General features: G+C 42.5%; 20 protein-coding genes and 1 pseudogene. 18 read left to right on the forward strand and 3 right to left on the reverse strand.

Features of this window, described 5'->3' with window-relative positions; genetic code table 11:
- Positions 1–13: 13 nt before the first annotated feature.
- On the forward strand, positions 14–724 hold the full coding sequence (locus VOA_RS13420) for a glycerophosphoryl diester phosphodiesterase (protein ID WP_001139215.1): 711 nt from the start codon (positions 14–16) through the stop codon (positions 722–724).
- Positions 725–818: 94 nt separating this feature from the next.
- Here VOA_RS13420 and VOA_RS13415 read toward each other — a convergent pair whose 3' ends face one another.
- Both VOA_RS13415 and VOA_RS13410 read right to left on the reverse strand, forming a co-directional pair.
- Positions 819–1,289 carry a YhcH/YjgK/YiaL family protein gene (locus tag VOA_RS13415; protein ID WP_000469799.1) on the reverse strand — a complete coding sequence of 157 codons (471 nt, stop codon included), beginning with the start codon at positions 1,287–1,289 and terminating at the stop codon, positions 819–821.
- Positions 1,290–1,299: 10 nt separating this feature from the next.
- Entirely contained in the window at positions 1,300–1,662 is a 363-nt protein-coding gene (locus VOA_RS13410) for a RidA family protein (RefSeq protein WP_000152362.1), read from the reverse strand.
- 458 nt (positions 1,663–2,120) lie between these two features.
- Here VOA_RS13410 and katG point away from each other — a divergent pair, with 458 nt between their 5' ends.
- The 16 genes and pseudogenes from katG (at position 2,121) to VOA_RS13355 (ending at position 19,139) form a co-directional block, all read left to right on the forward strand.
- Positions 2,121–4,295: a catalase/peroxidase HPI gene (gene katG, locus VOA_RS13405; protein WP_000400834.1), complete on the forward strand. Its 2,175-nt coding sequence runs from the start codon at positions 2,121–2,123 to the stop codon at positions 4,293–4,295.
- A 695-nt stretch (positions 4,296–4,990) separates the two neighbouring features.
- Positions 4,991–5,779, forward strand: a complete 789-nt coding sequence (locus VOA_RS13400; protein WP_000033089.1) for a 1-(5-phosphoribosyl)-5-[(5-phosphoribosylamino)methylideneamino] imidazole-4-carboxamide isomerase — start codon at positions 4,991–4,993, stop codon at positions 5,777–5,779.
- A complete protein-coding gene (locus VOA_RS13395) occupies positions 5,766–6,812 on the forward strand; it encodes a hypothetical protein (protein ID WP_000777180.1) in 1,047 nt (348 codons plus the stop codon). The genes VOA_RS13400 and VOA_RS13395 overlap by 14 nt, the downstream gene beginning before the upstream one ends.
- A 33-nt stretch (positions 6,813–6,845) precedes the next feature.
- The gene (locus VOA_RS20085) at positions 6,846–7,247 is read left to right on the forward strand and encodes an HAD family hydrolase (RefSeq protein ID WP_232202774.1); all 402 of its coding nucleotides are present in this window, start codon (positions 6,846–6,848) and stop codon (positions 7,245–7,247) included.
- Positions 7,248–7,282: 35 nt separating this feature from the next.
- Positions 7,283–7,510 carry an HAD family hydrolase gene (locus tag VOA_RS20090; RefSeq protein ID WP_232202775.1) on the forward strand — a complete coding sequence of 76 codons (228 nt, stop codon included), beginning with the start codon at positions 7,283–7,285 and terminating at the stop codon, positions 7,508–7,510.
- Entirely contained in the window at positions 7,507–8,817 is a 1,311-nt protein-coding gene (locus VOA_RS13390) for an adenylosuccinate synthase (RefSeq protein ID WP_000588269.1), read from the forward strand. Before VOA_RS20090 ends, VOA_RS13390 begins: the two co-directional genes overlap by 4 nt.
- Entirely contained in the window at positions 8,814–9,245 is a 432-nt protein-coding gene (locus VOA_RS0117410; protein ID WP_000611645.1) for an NUDIX domain-containing protein, read from the forward strand. The genes VOA_RS13390 and VOA_RS0117410 overlap by 4 nt, the downstream gene beginning before the upstream one ends.
- 97 nt (positions 9,246–9,342) lie before the next feature.
- The gene (gene luxC, locus VOA_RS0117415; protein WP_000716491.1) at positions 9,343–10,788 is read left to right on the forward strand and encodes a long-chain-fatty-acyl-CoA reductase LuxC; all 1,446 of its coding nucleotides are present in this window, start codon (positions 9,343–9,345) and stop codon (positions 10,786–10,788) included.
- A gap of 33 nt (positions 10,789–10,821) precedes the next feature.
- The gene (gene luxD / locus VOA_RS13385) at positions 10,822–11,769 is read left to right on the forward strand and encodes a fatty acid reductase transferase subunit LuxD (protein WP_000019861.1); all 948 of its coding nucleotides are present in this window, start codon (positions 10,822–10,824) and stop codon (positions 11,767–11,769) included.
- Positions 11,770–11,808: 39 nt separating this feature from the next.
- Positions 11,809–12,876: a luciferase subunit alpha gene (gene luxA, locus VOA_RS13380; RefSeq protein WP_000668386.1), complete on the forward strand. Its 1,068-nt coding sequence runs from the start codon at positions 11,809–11,811 to the stop codon at positions 12,874–12,876.
- Between the two features lie 27 nt (positions 12,877–12,903).
- On the forward strand, positions 12,904–13,878 hold the full coding sequence (gene luxB / locus VOA_RS13375) for a luciferase subunit beta (protein WP_000668369.1): 975 nt from the start codon (positions 12,904–12,906) through the stop codon (positions 13,876–13,878).
- Between the two features lie 69 nt (positions 13,879–13,947).
- A complete protein-coding gene (gene luxE, locus VOA_RS13370) occupies positions 13,948–15,099 on the forward strand; it encodes a long-chain-fatty-acid--protein ligase LuxE (protein ID WP_001098399.1) in 1,152 nt (383 codons plus the stop codon).
- Between the two features lie 19 nt (positions 15,100–15,118).
- Positions 15,119–15,826 (forward strand): NAD(P)H-flavin reductase, encoded by a 708-nt coding sequence (gene fre, locus VOA_RS13365; protein ID WP_000669980.1) that lies wholly within the window; start codon positions 15,119–15,121, stop codon positions 15,824–15,826.
- A gap of 199 nt (positions 15,827–16,025) precedes the next feature.
- Positions 16,026–16,448 (forward strand): hypothetical protein, encoded by a 423-nt coding sequence (locus VOA_RS13360; protein WP_000848982.1) that lies wholly within the window; start codon positions 16,026–16,028, stop codon positions 16,446–16,448.
- A gap of 390 nt (positions 16,449–16,838) precedes the next feature.
- Positions 16,839–18,352 (forward strand): annotated as a pseudogene (locus tag VOA_RS0117420) (NAD(P)-binding protein).
- On the forward strand, positions 18,339–19,139 hold the full coding sequence (locus tag VOA_RS13355) for a hypothetical protein (protein ID WP_001131046.1): 801 nt from the start codon (positions 18,339–18,341) through the stop codon (positions 19,137–19,139). The pseudogene VOA_RS0117420 and the gene VOA_RS13355 overlap by 14 nt, the downstream one beginning before the upstream one ends.
- A 65-nt stretch (positions 19,140–19,204) precedes the next feature.
- Here VOA_RS13355 and VOA_RS13350 read toward each other — a convergent pair whose 3' ends face one another.
- Positions 19,205–20,137 (reverse strand): LysR family transcriptional regulator, encoded by a 933-nt coding sequence (locus VOA_RS13350; protein WP_000226378.1) that lies wholly within the window; start codon positions 20,135–20,137, stop codon positions 19,205–19,207.
- Positions 20,138–20,248: 111 nt separating this feature from the next.
- On the opposite strand from VOA_RS13350, the gene VOA_RS13345 reads away from it, so the two are divergent.
- The gene (locus VOA_RS13345) at positions 20,249–21,373 is read left to right on the forward strand and encodes a VarG family subclass B1-like metallo-beta-lactamase (protein WP_000778171.1); all 1,125 of its coding nucleotides are present in this window, start codon (positions 20,249–20,251) and stop codon (positions 21,371–21,373) included.
- Positions 21,374–21,434 lie beyond the last annotated feature (61 nt).

The raw sequence follows: 21,434 nt of genomic DNA on the forward strand, positions 1-21,434 counted from the left end.
CTAAGGAAGCATGATGCCTTCAATCATCGTCGGTCACCGTGGGGTGGCCGGAACGTATCCAGAAAATACCCGTGTCAGTGTGCAAGCTGCCATCAACCTTGGCCTATCTTGGGTTGAAGTAGATGTACAACCGACCAAAGACAATGTATTGGTTGTGTGCCACGACCATACGATTGACCGTTGCAGTAATGGCAAAGGTCGCATTGATGAGTACACACTCGCCGAGCTAAAACAGTTTGATTTCGGTGCTTGGTTTGATCCCCGTTTTACGGGCGAGCCGATCATGACTCTGGAAGAGTTGTTGGAACTCGCGGCAGAGCACGATTTAGGGCTGAATATCGAAGTTAAAGTCGATAAGCACGATGTGGCGAGTGTCGTACAGAACTTAAAAGAACAGCTAGATCAAAGCCCACTGGTGGCCGACAAAATCTTACTGTCGAGCTTTAGCCACGACATTATTTTGCAACTGCACCAACACTGCCCGGGCTACAAACTGGGGATTTTGAGTGAGCGTTTAACTCAGCGTGATCGCCAAGTACTCAAGGAAGTGAACGCGTTTAGCTGCAACCTCAACTATCGCTGGATCACGGAAAAACACATCCGTGATTTGAAGAATGGCGGCTACCAAATTTGGTGTTACACGCTTAATCAAGTGGATAAATTCCGTTATCTCGACAAAGTCGATGCGATTTTTTCCGACTTCCCAGAACGCTTTATCAAGTGATGTTGACCGCGTCACTGGCTGTGATGTCATAAAAAAGCAAAACGCCCATTCTAAATGGGCGTTTTTTATCGATGCTTTTTTGTCGCGACAATATTTATTCAAATAGCGATTTATCGACCTTGATAACGACTTTACGTACAGGCTCACCCTCACCTTCTACTGCAATCAAAGGACGATGAGGTTGACCGGGGTAAAACACAATGAATTCACCCGCAGCCAAATCGACAAAACGTTCTTCCGCTAATTGCTCACTGAAAGCCAGATCTCGCGTTGCGAGTTGATCATCATCTAGCCCATTGAACGGCGCTAGACTGTAACCAAAACGCTCACGCCCTTGCAGTAAAATCTGCACATCCAAATAACGGGCATGGCACTCGCTACGGCGCAGAGTTAACGGTTGGGTATGATCATCCATCACGAGGAAAAATGCAGAATCGCCCTGCAACTCGTGCTTACCCGTTGGTAGCGGCGTCGCTACACGCTGTAATACTTCATCAATCAGCTGTTGCAACTTAGGTGACAGTGCAGCGCAAAACTGGCGCTGCGCCATATGGCCAATAAACATCTGGAGTTCCTTATTGGTACTGCTCGCCCGCGGCGGCAACAAAAGCCATTTCTACTCGGTAATCTGGGTCAGCCAGTTCTGCTTTCACGCAAGCACGGCTTGGTGCGCAACCTTCAGGGAACCAAGCATCCCAAACTTGGTTAAGCACTGGGAGATCCGCAAAATCGGTGACATAAATCGTCACTGATAAGATGCGCGAACGATCGCTGCCAATCTTCGCCAATTGACGCTCAGCTTGCGCTAAAACCTGTTCAACTTGGCCTTGCATGTCTGCCGAAGTATCGCTATCTGCCACTTCAACAAAATGGGCAATACCGTTAAAAACGGTGATGTCAGACCAACGAGTGCCTAGATTAATACGATGTATCGTCATGGTATTCTCTTTTTTCTATGTTTTATTCGGTGAGAAACAGTAAGCCTCATCACCCATCAATATCGATGTGCAGAATACCGAAGATGAAAAACAAAATCGCCCTCTGCGCCTATGTTTTATTGACAAATTTGCTGCCATTGTTTTGAGGGACGATCACCCATTCATGATCGCTATCGCAAAACCGGAAATTCATTGCCAATCAAATACAAATACCGACACGTTAAGTTACCCCTATTTACAAATAATCAGTTTAAAAAACCAATTATGACCAAAAACAAACCTACTATTAAAGTAGTCAATATTACCTATCACAAGTATCGGCAATTCTAATTAGTCTCAGCGGAATTCTCTGACTAGACTCTATCCGTCAATGCAAGATCCCAACTCATTCGAATACAAACTGGTTTTACATTCGAATGATGAAATAAAATTCAGTAACGCCAAGCAAGGAGTAAGAAATGGAGCACAATAAAACTGGCTCAAGTGGCCAATGCCCAGTGATGCATGGTGGTTTGACCTCCTCAAGTATGTCCAATATGGACTGGTGGCCTAAAGCACTCAACCTCGACATCCTTCATCAACATGACAGCAAAACCAGTCCACTCGGTGCTGATTTCAATTACCGCGAAGAGCTGAAAAAGCTTGATGTGGAAGCGCTAAAGCGTGATCTCAAAGCCTTAATGACCAACAGCCAAGAATGGTGGCCAGCCGACTGGGGACACTACGGTGGTTTGATGATTCGTATGGCATGGCACTCTGCAGGTACTTACCGTATTGCCGATGGTCGTGGTGGCGCAGGCACCGGTAACCAACGCTTTGCCCCTCTCAACTCTTGGCCTGATAACGCAAACTTAGATAAAGCACGCCGTTTGCTGTGGCCAATCAAACAGAAGTATGGCAACAAAATCAGCTGGGCCGATCTGATGATCCTTGCCGGTAACATGGCTTATGAATCAATGGGCCTCAAAACCTTTGGTTTTGCCTTTGGCCGCGAAGACATCTGGCATCCAGAAAAAGACATCTACTGGGGTTCTGAAAAAGAGTGGCTTGCCAAATCCGGCGGTGAAAATAGCCGTTATTCCGGTCAGCGTGATTTAGAAAACCCACTCGCAGCAGTAATGATGGGCTTGATCTACGTTAACCCTGAAGGTGTTGATGGTAATCCAGATCCACTCAAAACCGCGCAAGACATGCGTGTAACCTTCGCTCGTATGGCAATGAATGACGAAGAGACGGTTGCTCTGACTGCGGGCGGTCATACCGTCGGTAAAGCGCACGGTAATGGCAAAGCCTCTAACCTTGGCCCAGATCCAGAAGCAGCAGATCTGCATGAGCAAGGTCTTGGCTGGAACAACCACACTAGCCGTGGCGTTGGCCGTAATACCGTCACCAGTGGTATTGAAGGTGCGTGGACCACTCACCCAACCAAGTGGGATAACGGTTTCTTCTACCTACTGTTCACTTACGAATGGCAACTAGCGAAAAGCCCAGCCGGCGCATGGCAATGGGAACCCATCAACATCAAAGAGGAAGACAAACCTGTTGATGTGGAAGATCCAAGCATTCGCTACAACCCAATCATGACCGATGCCGATATGGCACTGAAAATGGATCCTGAATATCGCAAGATTTCAGAGCGCTTCTACAAAGACCCAGCTTACTTCTCAGAAGTGTTTGCTCGTGCTTGGTTTAAACTGACTCACCGCGATATGGGACCAAAAGCGCGCTACTTTGGCCCAGATGTACCCGCAGAAGAGCTGATTTGGCAAGATCCAGTACCAACGGGTCGTAAAGATTATGATGTGAATGCGGTCAAAGCAAAAATTGCGGCAAGCGGCCTAAGCATCAGCGAAATGGTCAGCACCGCTTGGGATAGTGCTCGCACTTACCGTGGTTCTGATAAACGTGGTGGCGCAAACGGTGCTCGTATTCGTCTCGCACCACAGAAAGATTGGGAAGGTAACGAGCCTGCTCGTCTAACCAAAGTGCTGGCAGTGCTGGAGAAAATTGCGGCTGAATCAGGCATCAGTATCGCCGATACGATTGTTCTGGCAGGTAACCTTGGTATTGAACAAGCGGCCAAAGCGGCTGGCGTGAATGTGACAGTACCTTTCGCACCGGGACGTGGTGATGCAACACTGGAACAAACGGATGTAGATTCATTTGAAGTGCTTGAACCTCTCGCGGATGGTTTCCGTAACTGGCAGAAAAAGCATTATGTAGTCACACCGGAAGAAATGTTACTCGACAAAGCGCAATTGCTGCGCCTAACCGCTCCAGAAATGACGGTATTGATTGGCGGACTGCGTGTGCTCGGCACCAACTACGGTGGCAGCCAACACGGTGTGTTTACTGACCGAGTAGGTGCGTTGAGCAACGATTTCTTCGTTAATCTGACCGACATGAGCTACACCTGGAAGCCAACCGGTCGCAACTCTTACGATATCGTGGAGCGTAAGAGTGGCAAGACCAAGTGGACAGCGACTCGTGTTGACCTCGTGTTTGGTTCTAACTCCATCCTACGTGCTTATGCCGAAGTGTACGCACAGGACGACAACAAAGAAAAATTCGTGAAAGACTTTGTTGCCGCATGGACAAAAGTGATGAACGCCGATCGTTTCGATCTGGTTTAATCTCCCCCAGTAAAAAGCTAAGGCTGCCATCAGGCAGCCTTTTTCATGCTAATTCAATCCCTCACATCTACCCTATATCCCTTTCCTACTTGAAGCTGCAGCGGTGTTGGCTACATTCGTTCACCCCAATCACATAGCCTGCCTATGACCATGGGGATTCACTCTCTTGCCGCCGACCTCAACTCCAAGTAGTTTGGGTATATCTAGCGTTATACGCGTGCATAAATGTTTATTCATTTTATCCAAGCCATTTATCAATATGGCTTGACTGCAACGACATCTTTTTAATATTTATCAAACCAATAAAATTAAATTTATCAAAAAACCTATTAACTTGCATTTATTTAGCTCATCCTTATTTATTCCACACTAAATAACGTGAATCACATCGATAAATATGAGCACTTAAAAATACAATACTATCAAGTAGGGCGGCGATTTTTTCAATGATGATCAAAATATATCGCACACCGGTATTTTTTAATTGACTTTAAATATATGCAAAACTAACGTAAATAATAAATAAACAATCATCAATAAAGTATATAAACCAACAAAAACCCAACTAAATATTGAGTTAAAACTCTAATGACAAATATATACAAAAATATAAACCACACTAGAGAAAACCAATCTTAATATAAGCATATTGAAAAACTTAATGTTAGAAAACGGATTTATTACAGGTCTACTCCATGAGTAAATTTAACTTATATCCATCCATAGATATGGTTGGTGGAAAAGCTTTAACATCAAGATCAGCCATAGATGTAACTCTAGGAAGAACCAAACAAAAGCGATGTCTTGGTGACGCATTAGAGCTAGCCGAATTTTACTATCAATCGGGCACAAAATGGGTACATATTGTCGATCTTGATGCTGCATCTGGTATTGGAAACAATCAACGATTAGTCATAGATTTAATTAAATATCTTAATGGAAAAGTACAGACTCAGATCTGCGGTGGGATAAGAAGCCGTGAAATTTTAGAACAATATATTCTTGCTGGATGTTCTCGAGTCAATATCAGTTCAATGATTTTCGACAAGCCCTCTCTTTGTGAAAATTTATTTAGCCAATATGGTGAAAAAATTGCCATTGCTCTCGATGTGAAATTGGAGAAATTAGAATACAAACTCGCCATTCAGGGGTGGAATACTCTTCAGGGGAATTTATGGACAATACTAGACTGGTTAGATAATTGCGGATGTCAACGCTACGTAGTGACAGACATAGACCGCGGAGGTTCATTAAACCACCCTAATTTTTCTCTGTTAGAACAAGTCATCAAAACAACATCAAACCCTATCATCTCTGGTGGTGGAATCTGCTCTCTAGACGATATTGACCATTTACAACGACTTGGTATTGAGGGAACCGTACTAGGGCAACTCATCCATACTCAACAACATCAACTCAAGAGGTTTCTTCAATATGCACACCAGAACTATAAAAATGAATCAACTTCGAATGAAGTTATCTGAAGTTGGGTTATTGGGTGAAATTCATATACCAACCCATCAATTACCGTCTTGTGATCTCCAATGCATTGAAGACCTTAATTTACCTATGCAGAATAACAGATACCTATCAAGAGGTAATAAATACTATGAAGAGTTAACATGCCTTCAGTTAATGCTTGATATTTTTGATTACCATAATCGATTAAATTCTACAGCCAATCCTTATGTTAGCTACATTTTGATGGATCACATATTAAACGGATTACTTCGTCTCTTAGACTGTTTAATTGCACATAATGATTCAGAACTTGTGAATTATTATATTCAAAAAGCTAAAGAGATGGCACAAGGCATTGTCGATTTTTTTATGGGGAAAACTCACTTTACTGTAAGTAGCTATATGATCAGCTTTCCCAATCATCTGGCAGATTTTAAACCAAGAGTTGATCTTGAGGGTGATAATCATCTATTAACTCTCGTCTCTGTCATGCAGATACCACGTTCTGATGTATGTGTGGGAATATTACTTGGTGGTGCAGCCAGTGCTGCTATTTATTCCGCCTATCATGAGTCACAACTCAATTATCTAAAAATTTCTCGTTACGATGACACGAAAAAGTGTAATGACTTTCTTTGGGGAAATCCAATAGATCTGCGTCCATCCGTATTGATTCTGGATGATAATTGTGGCACAGGGAAAACACTCCATCTAGCAAAATCAATTCTAAAAAATCACTATCAAATTGATGCAAAAATAGCGGCTATTGAACTTCATTGGGAAAAATTATTGCGCGTTAAAGGTTATTACCACCAAGACTCTGTATTTGATCTCTCATCTTTAGATTATTTAACACCATGGAATGTTCGTCATCATCATTTACTCAAGCAATTAGTACAGCAACCATCCACTACTCAAAACCATACCACCAATATTATGGAATGGTTAGTGTACTCAAAAAGTGTACTTAACCTTTTATCTAACTTGGGAACCCAGACTCAAGCATTTGATTCTTTAAGGAATTATTGTTTAAAACTTGAATGTTATAGCGCTTAAATACGATCATTTTTAGCCCGGCAAGGAGGCAATATGCAAGCACATATTATTTGGGATTGGAATGGAACTTTGCTCGATGATTTTCATATCTCACTCAAAGCGACCAACACTGCGTTGATGGGAATTGATGTACTTCCATTGAGTTCGGAAGAGTACCGTTCTCTTTACTGTGTACCTGTACAAGATTTCTATCATCAAGTTTTAGGGCGTAAACCTACTCTGCTTGAATGGTCAAAAATTGGCAAAAAGTTTAGTCAAATTTATAAACAGGAGGTACTTGATGCACCTTTAGCTCAAGATGCAGCCCGTCTACTGAATGAACGCCAAAGCCATTCCGTCTGTTCTCTAATGGAACACAATCTGTTAATTAAAATGCTTTCTGCTTTTGGAATCATAGAGCATTTTTCAGAAGTTCATGGACGAACAGGCCGCTGAATCAAGAAGGCAAATCAGCCTATCTTAAAAAGCACTTGAGCCAGCTTATTACTCGCCAAGGAATCAATAAAAATGAGATTGTCCTCATCGGTGATACCCAAGACGATGCCGATGCGGCGCATGCGCTCGGTCTCTCCTCCATTCTTTATTCTGGTGGTGCGTTTAGCCATCAGCGCTTAGCGGACACAGGAAACCCTGTTGTCAATACCCTAGCAGAAGCCGTTGTTCTTGCCGATCAGCTCGTACAGGAGAGAGCCAAATGATAAAAGCGATTGTAGGCCTACAAATGGGCGACGAAGGTAAAGGTAAGTTTGTCGACTTACTGGCTCAGCAATACCGACATATTGTTCGATTTAATGGTGGAGCGAACGCTGGCCATTCTGTTGTCTTTAATGAGCAACGCATGGCTTTTTCTCAAATTCCAGCAACTATTAGGAATGGGAAATGCCTTTATATCTCGCAAGGCGCCTTGATCAGCTTAGAGAGGCTACTCCAAGAAATAGAGTTCATCAAAAATCATTGTCCTGACACTCAACTATTCATCGATCCCCGCTGCCATATTGTTTTACCAATTCACGCCGCACTTAACCAAGCTTCTGAGCAATACAAAGGGGTTCATAAAATCGGCTCCGTTGGTGTGGGAGTTGGGGCGTGCTATGAAGACAAATCCAATCGTTTAGGTATTCGATTGCAAGATACGCTCAATGAGTCTGTATTACGTCATAAGCTCACTCTGCTTTGGGAAATTCGAGAAAAGCAAATTGAATCCGTCTTTGAAGGGCGGCTTCACCTCAATTTTGAACAACAAGTGCAATACATACTCAGGCTCGGTAAACAACTAGAACCCTATTTTTGCTTCACTAATCAAGTGATATCACGCTTACTTCAACGTGGCGAAAGCATGTTATTGGAATCCTCTCAGGCCACTTTTCTTGATAACAGTTTCGGAACTTACCCTTACACAGTGGCCTACTCCACCTTAATTCAGAGCTGCTTTGCTTCAATAGGCATTCCAGCTCAAACGTTACAAGTATTAGGAGTGATGAAGGCGTACATGATCCGAGTTGGCAATGGTCCATTTCCGACAGAACTTGATGGTGACATTGCACAGTACATTCGAGTGAAGGGCAATGAGTTTGGTACGGTATCGCAAAGACCAAGGCGCTGTGGCTGGTTAGATCTTGCTTTGGTTGAACAAGCGATTCATCTCAATGGCGTCAAAGAAGTGGCGATCACCAATCTTGATGTTCTCGGTGGCATGGATGAAGTTTGGGTATGTAATGGATATTTATTACACGGAAAAAAAGTGTGCACTGATGAAGCTCTTCTTCATTTTGATCAAGTCGAGCCTATTTACACAAAATTCCAAGGTTGGCCAAGACTCCCTAATGGCATTCTAAAATTATCCGATTTACCCAAAGAACTACTTCATTATCTTGCTTATATTCAATCCTATATCAGTGCACCGATTCGATATATTTCCTATGGTGCAGAACGCGAATACACAATTCATATCGAACCTAACGGATTCAGCCAAATTATCCTTGCAGTGTCTGAGGAATACGCATGATCAATTATGTTACTGGGTTTATGTTCTCTCAAGACCTATTAAACGTCGGATTAATCAAAAAATTAAAACCCAAATGGCAGAGTGGATTATATAACGGTATCGGAGGAAAGATTGAACATGATGAATCACCCTATGAAGCCATCGCGAGGGAGTTTCAAGAAGAGACTGGCGTCGAGACAAAGCCAGATGAATGGAAGTTGTATGTGACCTTAACTAGGCCAGATATTTATCGAGTTTATTTCCTTTGCATGATTAGTGACAAAGTCCATAACATTCGAACAACGGAAGAAGAAATTGTGAAATTATTACCTTGCGATGCATTACCTAAAAATGTCATTCATAATTTACGGTGGTTAATTCCCCTTGCCCTTGATAAATCATTAGCGATGACGACACCCATTGGCATTGAAGAAATTAAAAACCCATAAATACCAATCCAAAATCCATCACACTCAACCTATAAAGTTAATTCTTTATTTAAAATTACTGTAGTGCAGTAAAATATCAAAAAAGAGCTTAAATAATATGAAAAAACACATGCCATTTATTATTAATGGAAGAGTGACTGATTGTTCAAAAAAATCAGAATCAGAACAAAAAAGTATTTGTTTTCGCGAAAACAGTCTCAACCTAGATGTTTTAACCGATCACATCTCAGATGAAATAACAAGTTATAAAAACAATTTGGAATTAACACTCAACAATATTATTAATTTCCTTTATACCGTAGGTCAACGTTGGAAAAATGAAGAATACACCAGAAGACGTAGCTATATTCGGGATTTGAAAAACTTCCTGGGTTATTCCGAGGAAATGGCCAAATTGGAAGCCAATTGGATCGCCATGATTCTGTGCTCTAAAAGCGCGCTATATGACATTGTACAAACCGAGCTAGGTTCACGTCATATATTGGATGAATGGGTAGCACAAGATGAGTGCTATGTTAAGGCCTTGCCTAAAGGCCGTTCACTGCATTTATTAGCGGGCAATGTGCCTCTTTCAGGCGTAACCTCTATTTTGCGCGCCATTCTGACCAAGAATCAGATAATCGTAAAAATGTCGTCGAATGATCCGTTCACCCCTCATGCATTAGCGATGAGTTTTATCGATGTCGATCCAAATCATCCCATTACCCAATCCATTTCCATTATTTACTGGCCTCATACGCAATGCACTCAGGTAGCCCAACGTTTAATGCAAAAGATGGATGTGGTCGTCGCTTGGGGCGGTTCAGAAGCAATACGTTGGGCCGTAGAGCATACCCCCCCGCATACTGAGCTCATTAAGTTTGGCCCGAAAAAAAGCCTCACCATCATCAATGATCCTGAGAATTTGATCGAAGCGGCCGAAGGAGCCGCTCACGACATCTGTTTTTATGACCAACAAGCCTGCTTTTCAACGCAAAATCTTTTTTATATCGGCCCTCGTTTTCCTGAATTTAAGCAAGCGTTAAGAGAGCAATTACAGCGCTATGCTCGAATTTTGCCAAAGTCGCAATCCAGTATTGATGAGCAAGCCGACTTCTCCTTAACTCTGCGTGAATGCCAATTTGCAGGGTTTACCGCCGAAATGGGTAATCAACAAGATTGGATGATGATTGAATCTCCAGCCGGCGTAGAGCTGAATCATCCATTAGGGCGCTGTATTTATCTGCATCAAATGGCTTCATTTGAGGAAGTGCTGCCCTTTGTCATTAAAGGACAAACTCAAACGGTCTCCCTCTTCCCTTGGTCCTGTTCATTGCAATATCGCGATCAACTCGCTGCTCACGGCGCTGAGCGTATCGTTGAATCGGGGATGAATAATATTTTCCGCGTCGGTGGTGCCCATGATGCCATGCGTCCATTGCAGCGCTTAGTGCGTTTTATTTCCCACGAACGCCCTAGCCGTTTCACAACCAAAGATGTCGCCGTCGCTATTGAGCAGACACGCTATCTGGAAGAAGACAAATTCTTAGTCTTTGTACCTTAGTTACCCAAAAACAACATCATAAAGGAGAAATGAATGTCTCACTCATCACATTGGGAAGTGGATGACCCCTGCACCATTGATCATGTGATTTCTTTATCTGGAAATCAGCAAATTCATGTTTGGGAAACCCCTCCAACACTTAAATTTAATTCAATGCCAACGCGGCGGAATAGCATTTTAATCGCATCTGGCTTTGCTCGTCGAATGGATCATTTCGCAGGTCTAGCGCGCTATTTGTCCGCCAACGGATTTCATGTTTATCGCTATGATTCACTTCATCATGTTGGATTAAGCTCCGGCACGATCGATCAATACACAATGAGTATTGGCAAGCAGAGTCTGGAAATCGTGATGGCTTGGCTTCATAACCGCGGAGTAACAGACATTGGAGTGATTGCAGCAAGCTTATCCGCCCGAATTGCTTACGCTAGCGTAAATGAACTCGACCTATCCTTCTTGATCACCGCGGTTGGGGTGGTGAATCTGCGCGATACCTTAGAAAAAGCCCTTGGTTTTGATTACCTCAGCCTCCCTATTCAAACTTTGCCAAACGATCTGGATTTTGAAGGGCATAAATTAGGTGCGGAAGTCTTTGTTCGTGATTGTTTTGCAAATCACTGGGATAGCTTTTCATCCACGGTAGAACAAATTCGCCATCTCTCGATCCCTTTCATTGCGTTTACCGCCAATGGAGATGATTGGGTCAAGCAAGACGAAGTTATTGAGATGCTTTCCCATATTCCTAGTGGTCAAAGCAAGCTGTATTCCCTACTTGGAAGCTCGCATGATCTCGGTGAGAACTTAGTGGTACTCCGTAACTTCTACCAATCAGTGACTAAAGCAGCAATCGCTCTCGATTCAAATAGTTTCGATATCAACATCCCTTTTGTGGAGCCCACATTTGAGCAATTGACTATCGCAACCGTCAACGAGCGCCGAATGAAAAATCAAATTGAAACAGAAACGATGATGCAGGCATAAGCCTACTCATACCTTACCTACCTTAATCAAGGACATATTATGAAATTTGGAAATTTCTTACTGACCTACCAACCACCTGAGTTATCACAAACAGAAGTGATGCAACGCTTAGTGAATCTTGGGCGAGCTTCAGAATCATGCGGTTTCGAAGCGGTTTGGTTGCTAGAACATCATTTCACTGAGTTTGGTTTACTCGGTAATCCTTATGTTGCCGCCGCAAACCTCTTGGGAGCCACAAAACATCTTCATGTCGGTACGGCGGCGATCGTACTGCCGACCGCTCACCCCATTCGACAGCTTGAAGATGTAAACTTACTCGATCAATTGTCGAAAGGACGTTTTCGTTTCGGCATTTGCCGTGGGCTCTATGACAAAGATTTTCGAGTGTTTGGCACTGACATGAACAATAGCCGCGCGTTGATGGATTGCTGGTACGACTTAATCACGACAGGCATGACACAAGGCTCTGTCTCTGCGGACAACGAGCATATCCATTTCCCTGAAGTGAAAGTCCAACCTGCCCCCTATCATCGTAGTGGTGCTCCTGTCTATGTGGTCGCTGAGTCTGCTTCAACCACTGAGTGGGCAGCAAAGCGGGGTTTACCCATGATTCTGAGTTGGATTATCAACACTCATGAGAAAAAAGCGCAACTTGACCTTTATAACGAGATCGCGTTAGAGCATGGACACGATATCCAGAATATTGATCACTGCCTCTCCTACATCACCTCTGTGGATCATGATTCACAACGCGCAAAAGACATCTGTCGCCAATTTCTTGCCCACTGGTATGACTCCTACGTCAATGCTACCCGCATTTTTGATGATTCAGACCAAACTAAAGGCTATGACTTTAATAAAGGGCAATGGCGAGATTTTGTTCTAAAAGGACATCGCGATACTAATCGTCGTATTGATTACAGCTACGAAATCAACCCAGTAGGAACACCAGAAGAATGTATTCGAATTATTCAGCAGGATATTGATGCAACGGGGATTACTAATATTTGCTGTGGATTTGAAGCCAACGGTTCAGAACAAGAAATTATCGCCTCAATGAAGCTCTTTCAAGCTGAAGTGATGCCTCACCTCAAATCCACAAACTAACGCCAACTATTTTCAAAGGAAGAACCTATGAAATTCGGATTATTTTTCTTAAATTTCCTTCATTCTGGCCAATCATGCACAGAGGTTTTCGATGCCATGATCGATAGTGTGCATTACGCGGAAAAAGGACACTTTGATCGACTGTTTATTTATGAGAACCATTTTAGTGATCACGGCATTGTTGGTGCCCCACTGACTGTAGCCAGCTTTTTATTGGGCATGACCGAGCGTATCAAGGTTGGTTCACTCAATCATATTTTGACCACTCACCATCCCGTCCGAACGGCTGAAGAAACTGGCCTACTCGACCAAATGAGTCAAGGCCGTTTCATTTTAGGTTTCAGTGATTGTGAAAACCGCGACGAGATGAACTTTTTTAACCGCCCTTTAGATTCTCAGCAGCCAATATTCGAAGCTTGTTATCACATTATTAATGACGCTCTAACCACAGGTTATTGCCATCCAAATAATGACTTTTATAGTTTCCCCAAAATTTCTGTTAATCCACATTGTTTTACCCAAGGGGGGCCGCAACAGTACGTTTATGCCTCTAGTACACAGGTCGTGGAATGGGCAGCTAAACGGGCATTGCCGTTGACCTTTAAATGGGATGATAGTAATGCGACTCGGCAAGAATATGCGCAACGTTATCAAGAGACAGCAAGAAAACATGGGGTTGATGTTCAAGCCGTACGCCATCAACTCGCGTTATTGGTCAATCAAAATGATGATGGCGATATCGCGCGTGCAGAGGTTGGTCAATACCTATCCCAATACCTCACGGAACGCTATCCCAGCGATGAAGTTGAGGTCGTCTTAGAACGCATCATCAAAGAAAGTGCCATTGGTACATACGAAGAAAGCACTCATGCCGCACGAGTTGCTATTGAAATGTGTGGAGCTTCCGATCTGCTGCTCTCTGTTGAGTCGATAAAAGAGCCCGCTCACCGCCTGCATGTATTGGATGTGATTAATAGCAACATCGCTAAATACCATCAATAAAAGATTTTTCTTTTTCCCTTGGGCCGCCGCATCCTCCTTCGGTGGCGGCCCTTTTTTAAGGAATACACAATGAATACCACGCTGTCCTTAATTGACACGCCTGCCGTTGAGAAATTTGATATTGAAGCAAGCTCCTCCCTTGATGATTTAATCTTCATGAGTGAGCCGAGCTCATGGTCATACGAAGAGCTGAAAAACATTCGACATGATGTGATCATGAAAGCCTTTCGTTGGCACTATCAGAACAATGCTGACTATCGTCGTTATTGCCAAACTATCAGTATTGGCCTTGAAATAGAGCATTTGGACGATATCCCCGTTTATCCGACCTCTGTATTTAAAACGATGCGGGTGACCAGCGCAAAACCTCAAGATATCGAGCATTGGTTTACCAGCAGTGGTACACAGGGACAAAAAAGTTATATTCCTCGAGACCGCCTGAGTATTGAGCGTTTATTAGGTTCTGTAAGCTATGGAATGAAATTGGTGGGTACATGGTTTGACCATGAAATGGAGCTTGTTAATTTAGGCCCAGATCGATTTAACGCTCACAACATCTGGTTTAAATATGTGATGAGTCTTGTTGAATTACTCTACCCAACCGCTTTTACCGCAAAAGATGACCGCGTAGATTTTGACCAAACGCTCACGCACTTATACCGAATTCAAAGCTTGGGAAAAACCGCTTGCTTAATTGGCCCTCCCTATTTTGTTTATCTTCTATGTCAGCACATGAAAGCAGAAAAAATCCACTTCCGAGCTGGGCATAAACTTTACATCATCACTGGGGGTGGGTGGAAAGCTCACCAAAACTCCGCCTTAAATAGAGATCAATTCAATCAATTGTTAATGGAAACTTTTGGTCTCAACGATATAAGCCAAATACGCGATACGTTCAACCAAGTTGAACTTAATACTTGCTTTTTTGAAGATGATCAGCAACGCAAATGTGTTCCACCTTGGGTGTATGCTCGTGCTTTAAATCCCAGAACTCTTCAGCCTTTATCTGATGGGGAAATAGGTTTAATGAGTTATATGGATGCCTCCGCGACAAGCTACCCTGCATTTTTAATTACGGATGATCTTGGTTACGTTCATCAGCCCACTGAGGAAATACCTTATACAAGAGTACAAATTGTTCGCCGAATTAATACACGAGCCCAAAAAGGCTGTGCCCTAAAGATGTCACAACATTTTTCATTCCCCCACATCACGCCTTAAGAAGAATAGGAACAAGAAAATGAAATTTTTATGCCACGTTCACACCGTTCAGCGCCTAGCCCCCGGGATCTACCAAGTCATTTTAGCGCCACACTACCCCTTGGATTTTAAAGCTGGACAATATTTGAAGCTCACATTGGCAGGGAAAGATCGCTACTTTTCTATTGCTAGTTGCCCTTCACAGCCAGGGCTTATCGAACTGCATATTGGAGCATCAAAGAGTGATGAAGGCGTTCTTAGTGCTATTGCAGCCTTACATGAATTTAAAGAAGCAGAATTATCACTAGAGATTGAAGGGCCATTAGGTGATGCATGGCTTCGGAAAGAGAGCAACAACTCTATATTATTAATTGCTGGAGGAACGGGGATTTCCTATATCATGAGCCTACTTAAAAATGCGCTCCACCATAAAATGGGTCAGAGTATTTATGTTTACTGGGGAGTTAAAGGAATTAGCCAACTCTATCTTCATTCAGACCTATTAATGCTGTCAGAACAACATCCAAACCTACATTATGTATTCTCATTAGAGGAACCATGCAACTCAATGATAGGTCGTGAAGGATTAGTGATTGATGCAATATTAAACGACTTTTCAAATTTGCGAGATTTCGACATCTATCTATGTGGGCCTATGAATATGGTTAAGGATGGAAAAAAATATCTACTTGAGAAAGGCAACGTATCAGCAAAGAATATTTATGGTGATGCTGTGCATTATGTGTAACCAATAAAATAGCATGTGGTTTCATTGTTACCTTTTTCAATTAAGTAATTTTTAAAAACCAATATCAACTACACCACTTGTTTAAAAAAATAATCTGTGACACTCAACCAAGAAAATTAACATTGATATTTATTATCATTTGACAATAATATAACTTATCAGGTGGGAATATTCCCAACATCATAAAAAGGACATCATTATGAAAACAATTAAACTCATTGGCTTGCTAGCACTTATTGCCTCACCATTTGCTTCAGCTAATACTCCTATTACTTTCCCTGGCGATAGCGGTTCAGTTCCAGATGCACCGATTACTTTCCCAACCTCTTCAAAAATACCCGTTACATTTTTTAATGGTTACACTATAAAAGATGGTGTTTTTCGTTCACAGCTAGGTAGTTGCGATATAGCGGAGAACCCACAACACGAAGCAAAACTAATTTGGGCAGGTAAAACCCCTCAACTCATCATACTTGGTCATACTAACAATTTCCCATTCCGTTGTGGCTTTTTGGTTGATTTTGAATTGGATCTATCAGAGTTTTTGCACAACATTCCTAATCATATTTTGGAGCGTCTAGAGGTAGCAAACCAAGTCGTTATTCAAGGCATTCAAAATTAGTTCAATTTAAATTAGTTCAATCTTAACAAATAGCCAGAAATTATAAGTCTGGCTATTTTATTTATTTTTATCAATACGACATGCAACTTCAGTTAATTCATATAAACCATCGATATATTTATATTGAGTAAATATATAGTAAAAAACGAAGAAAATAGAACTTAGTTCTAAAATGACAATTGATAATTCATCATTTGGTGAATTATTCGTCAAATAAGGTATTTTTATATTTACCCAAAACATCTTACTAAAACAAAGTAAAAAACGTCAGTTGGAGATAAGACTCATTATAGCAGTTAACCCTAATATAACTGGTTTAGTGAGCATAACTTCAACCTCTTATTAATGCATAAAAACTTTATCAATCAAGCATATTTAAATGAGGCAAGTATGAATAATAAACTTAATTCTATTCCACATATTGCTATCTTAGGGGCAGGAATTTCTGGCTTAGCCGCAGCACATGAATGCATTAAAAAAGGCTATAAAGTAACGGTTTACGACAAGCTGCCTTTTACGGGTGGGAAATGTATTGGTTCTGTACATCACGGGAAAATACATGAGCTTACACATCGGCAGTTCTTTGCAAAAAATTTCCATTTGCTTTCCTTTTTACAAGAGATCCCAACTACCAATGGCACTTGCTTTGACTACGTTTACCCACAACAAAAAGTGCAATTTCACTGGGCTAAATCGGATAAAACAATGCAATTCAAACGCGGCTATTTTTCGCTGATTGATAAGCTCATTGATGATATGAAATCCGCGTATGCGATGTATTATGTAGGTGTTCCACTGAGTGATATTTATTGGTTTAAAACACGTTTGCAGAACTTGCCAAACAGTGATGAATTGCTTAGTACGCCTCTTGAGCGCTATTTTGAATTCAACGAAAGGCCAAAATTGGCGGCCTTTTTGCGTCCCGTACTATTAGGTTGGATCGGTGCAACCGACAGTAGCCCTGCACTTTCCGTCCTAGATTTGCTCAACAATAAAGTGGGCCCCTTTCATCCTAGTGCGCCCAGTGCATACAGTTTGGGTTATCGACGCCCGATTTCTGAGGCAGTGATAGCCCCATTAACCCAGCACTTACGCCAGAATGCTGTGCAATTTAGGCTTAGCTGCGAGGTTGATCAATTAGTGGAAGCGATTGATCGACCGAAAATTTCTCATGCTGTTACCGCTCAAGGAGAGGTGATTAACGCCGATTATTTTATTTTGGCGCTGCCTATCCACGTCACGCAACAGCTATTGTCTGCCACACCACTGCAATTTCAATACCGCTACGTGCTCAGCCACGGGTTCCAGTTCCACTTCGCTACTTTGCCCGAAATTTTGCAGGATAAAACCGTCGGAATCGTTGTAGATTCACCTTGGGGCTTGAGTTATCACAGCCTAATGGCTTGTTTTGCCTCTCTGTTACAGCAACGGATCTGAACATTGCCGCTGGAACCGCATTTAATAAACCATTACTGGCGTGCACTCCGAAGCAGATTGAGCAAGAGATCATCACCCAGATTTTTGGTGACACCGCTTTGCTGGCCACATCGGGTTATCAAGGGTTCCATGTAGGGCCGGGTTTATATTGGAAAGAAAAGATTGCCGATCAAAAAGAGGCGAATCCATTCGTTGGTCCCTGTGTGATGAGTGAAACGGGAATCGAACATTATTGGGTCGCCGATCATGCCCTAACCCATCCTGATGCCGCGTGCCAAATTCCTATCGAGCTTGATTGCTATCAGAACGTATTTTTAGCAGGAGAGTATCTTGTCGATCCGCGTCAAACATGGCGGGTTCCGGTCACAATGGAGCGATGCGTAGAAACGGCCAAACTTTCGATTGAGTCACTCGAAAAACGAATTGCCACCTCAAACCAAGAGGAACAGACCTATGCCACTGCGTAATATCCTTTCTGCGCTGTTATTTTACCTACTGGTTTTGATCTATTTCAGTGGATTTTACCAAGCCGTGCAGTCACAGGTGGTTGTGGCAGTTATCTTGACACTGTTATTGCCAATCCTGTTTTGGCGTTTAGTTAAACCTGTTGATAATCAACAAGAAATCACTCGAATATTGATCTTAGAAAGCGCTTTCAACTTACTCTGTGTGGTTGCCTTACTCCATATCATTCCTTTTAGTGTTATGGATAAAGCTTTTATGGTGTTCTTTGTTTTTCAAGCCGGTGGTTTTTTATTGGTGCAGAAACGTAAGAAGGCATGGCTATCTCTCGCCGTCTCTTTATGTTTATCTTTCGCGATCTTGGTATGGATTGTTCAAGCAGGACAAACTCAGTTGCTGGATTCCGGACATTTACAATTATTCGGAACCCCAGTGCCATGGCAGTTGAAAGCAATTTATACCCTTTGGCTATTACAGCTTTTATTGGTGGAATATCGCTATATTTTGCCTAAAGTGACGTTACTGCTCGCCCACTTGGCTTCACTGACTATTGCGCTGCAGGCAGAGGACTTTTTCCATGCTCGTATTGTCACCGCTAGTCACTTTTTGTTTTTGAGTCTCTGTTTTGATTTCAAAAACCGAGAATGGGGAGGCAACGAATTCGCAGCATTACCACTGCTAGGTAAACTGCATAATCCTAACGTAAGTAAAGTGATTAATTATGTTTGCCTCAGCGTTGCTCTACTCTGCGCCTTACATTTAGCAAGCACTCTTACGTTACCAATCCTGTAAGGCTTAACTTTTATTGCGATACAATTCGTTAAAAACTAAAGGGAGAGGTGGCTCATGGAGCCGCCTCACACCAATTCATTGATTTCTTCATCCACCATATTTTTTATTTCCTGCCTCACCCACTGGTGGATTGGGCTATTGTGATGGATAAGATGCCAAAATTGTTCCACTCGAAAATCGGCAGTATAGAAAGGTAAATCAGCCACGGTAATCTCATAACGCCGACCTAAGTGAGTCACCAAACGTCTTGGTAAGGTGGCAATCAGATCGGTGTTGATCAGTAACTCCGGCACCATCGAAAAATGTGGCAATGATGCCACCACTTCGCGCTGATAATTGAGCTTCTTCAGCTCATGATCCATATCCGTTTTGCCCAAACCATTACCGGAAATGATCACATGTCGACTCTGGCAATAACTCTCCAGTGTCATCGGTTGATTGGCTAATGGATGGTTTCTACACATGACCACAGCATAGTTATCATTGAATAAACGCTGTTTAAACACATTGGTGGGCGACTCATCAGTGGAATACAGCAGTAAATCCGCCACCTTTTCCAAGTAATCATGCAACGGCATAAACGCATTATAAGGCACAATTTGTAATTTCAAGTTCGGTGCACGCTGTTGAAAACGCGCCAACAATTTCGGCACAATCATCATCATCTCGAAATCCAATGCACCAATGGTGAACACACCGGAATAATGCATTGGGTCAAACTTGTCATCCACCAACATGTGTCGAATGGTATTGAGCGACCTCTCCAGTTCACTGCAGAGGCGCTCACCTTTTGCGGTTAATCGGTACTCATTTTTTACTTTCACCAGCAGTGGATCACCAAATTGTTCACGCAAACGCATCAGGGCTCGGCTGACGGCGGGTTGGCTCATATTCAATGCTTGTGCGGCTTGGCTAATGTGCTTATGAATCAATAGCTTTTCTAAAATCGTTAATAAATTTAAATCAATGCTGCGCAAATTGATTTCGGGGGCGACCATCTCATCACCTAATAATTTCGTGCGTACATGATATACATACTATAACAAGCATGCATTTTTGATATGTTTGTTTCTCATTTATCTTTTCCCCACCTGATTGAGGAGAGAAAAATGAAACTATCCACCTTAGCTTTAGCCCCTATTGCTGCAGCACTACTTACTTTTAATGCAAGTGCTAAAGGCCATGACCACGACAATCAACGCGCGATTTTTTTCCCAGGTGAAACTGTTCAAGACACTGTGAAAATCGAAGTTGAGCCTTCTGCGACTCGCTCTTTGAAACTGGGACAAAAAATCAATAATCTGTATGAGCGCCAGTTTGATAACAGCCAAGCCACCGTTCAAAAATTGGGCAAGAATACCTACTGGATAGGGGTCAATTATTACAACGCTACCGTTGTGGTTAACGAAGACTCTGTCTTGCTGATTGACCCACTAGGAGATGGTCGTATTGATGCGCTTTTTAAAGGGGTGCAATCCATCACGAATAAACCGATCACTACGATTATGTATTCTCACTACCACTTAGATCATTTAGGTGGCGGCAACCAACTGGTTGACTTAATTAAGAAAAATTATCCAAAAGTAGATAAAGTCCGCGTTATTGCTAGCCAAACCGTTGCGGACAAGATCAACCAACACGCCGAAGTAGGCGAAAACGGTGTGAAAACCCCGAAAGTTCCAGCGCCGAATGACATATACGACCTGACGAAGCCTCAAACGGTTCAATTTGGCTCAATGAAAATCAAGATGATAGCACCAAAAGGCTCTGGCCATACACCTGATAACACCATGATTCTGATCCCAAGTGATCGCGTGTTGCATTTCGCGGACATGATTAACCCCGATCAACTACCGTTTTACAATTTCGCGGGAGCAGAACATTTCCACGGTTACGAAGAAGATCTACAAAGCCTTCTGAGCAAACCGTTGAGCAAACAGTGGGACTTTATTAACGGTGGCCATGGCAATATAGGTTCGAAACAGGATGTAAAAGATCTGCTTGAGTATATTGCGGACATCAGAACTGAAGTGGGTAAGCAGCTAGAAGTCGCCCCCTATACTCCAGTGTTGAGTGACGGTAACCACTTTGTTTGGTTCAAACGCTGGCAAGATGAGATCACTAACAATGTGCATACCGCACTGGCAAACAAGTATGGCCACATGTACGGTTTCGATTCAGGCGTGGTTGAAACACACGCGGCAATGATTCTCGCAGATATGATTGATCACTAATTAGACGACCTTCTCTATCTCTTCTATTCTCACGGACTAAGCCCTGTTCATACAGCATGGA

It is taken from the genome of Vibrio sp. RC586, from assembly GCF_000176715.1.
Classification (GTDB): Bacteria; Pseudomonadota; Gammaproteobacteria; order Enterobacterales; family Vibrionaceae; genus Vibrio.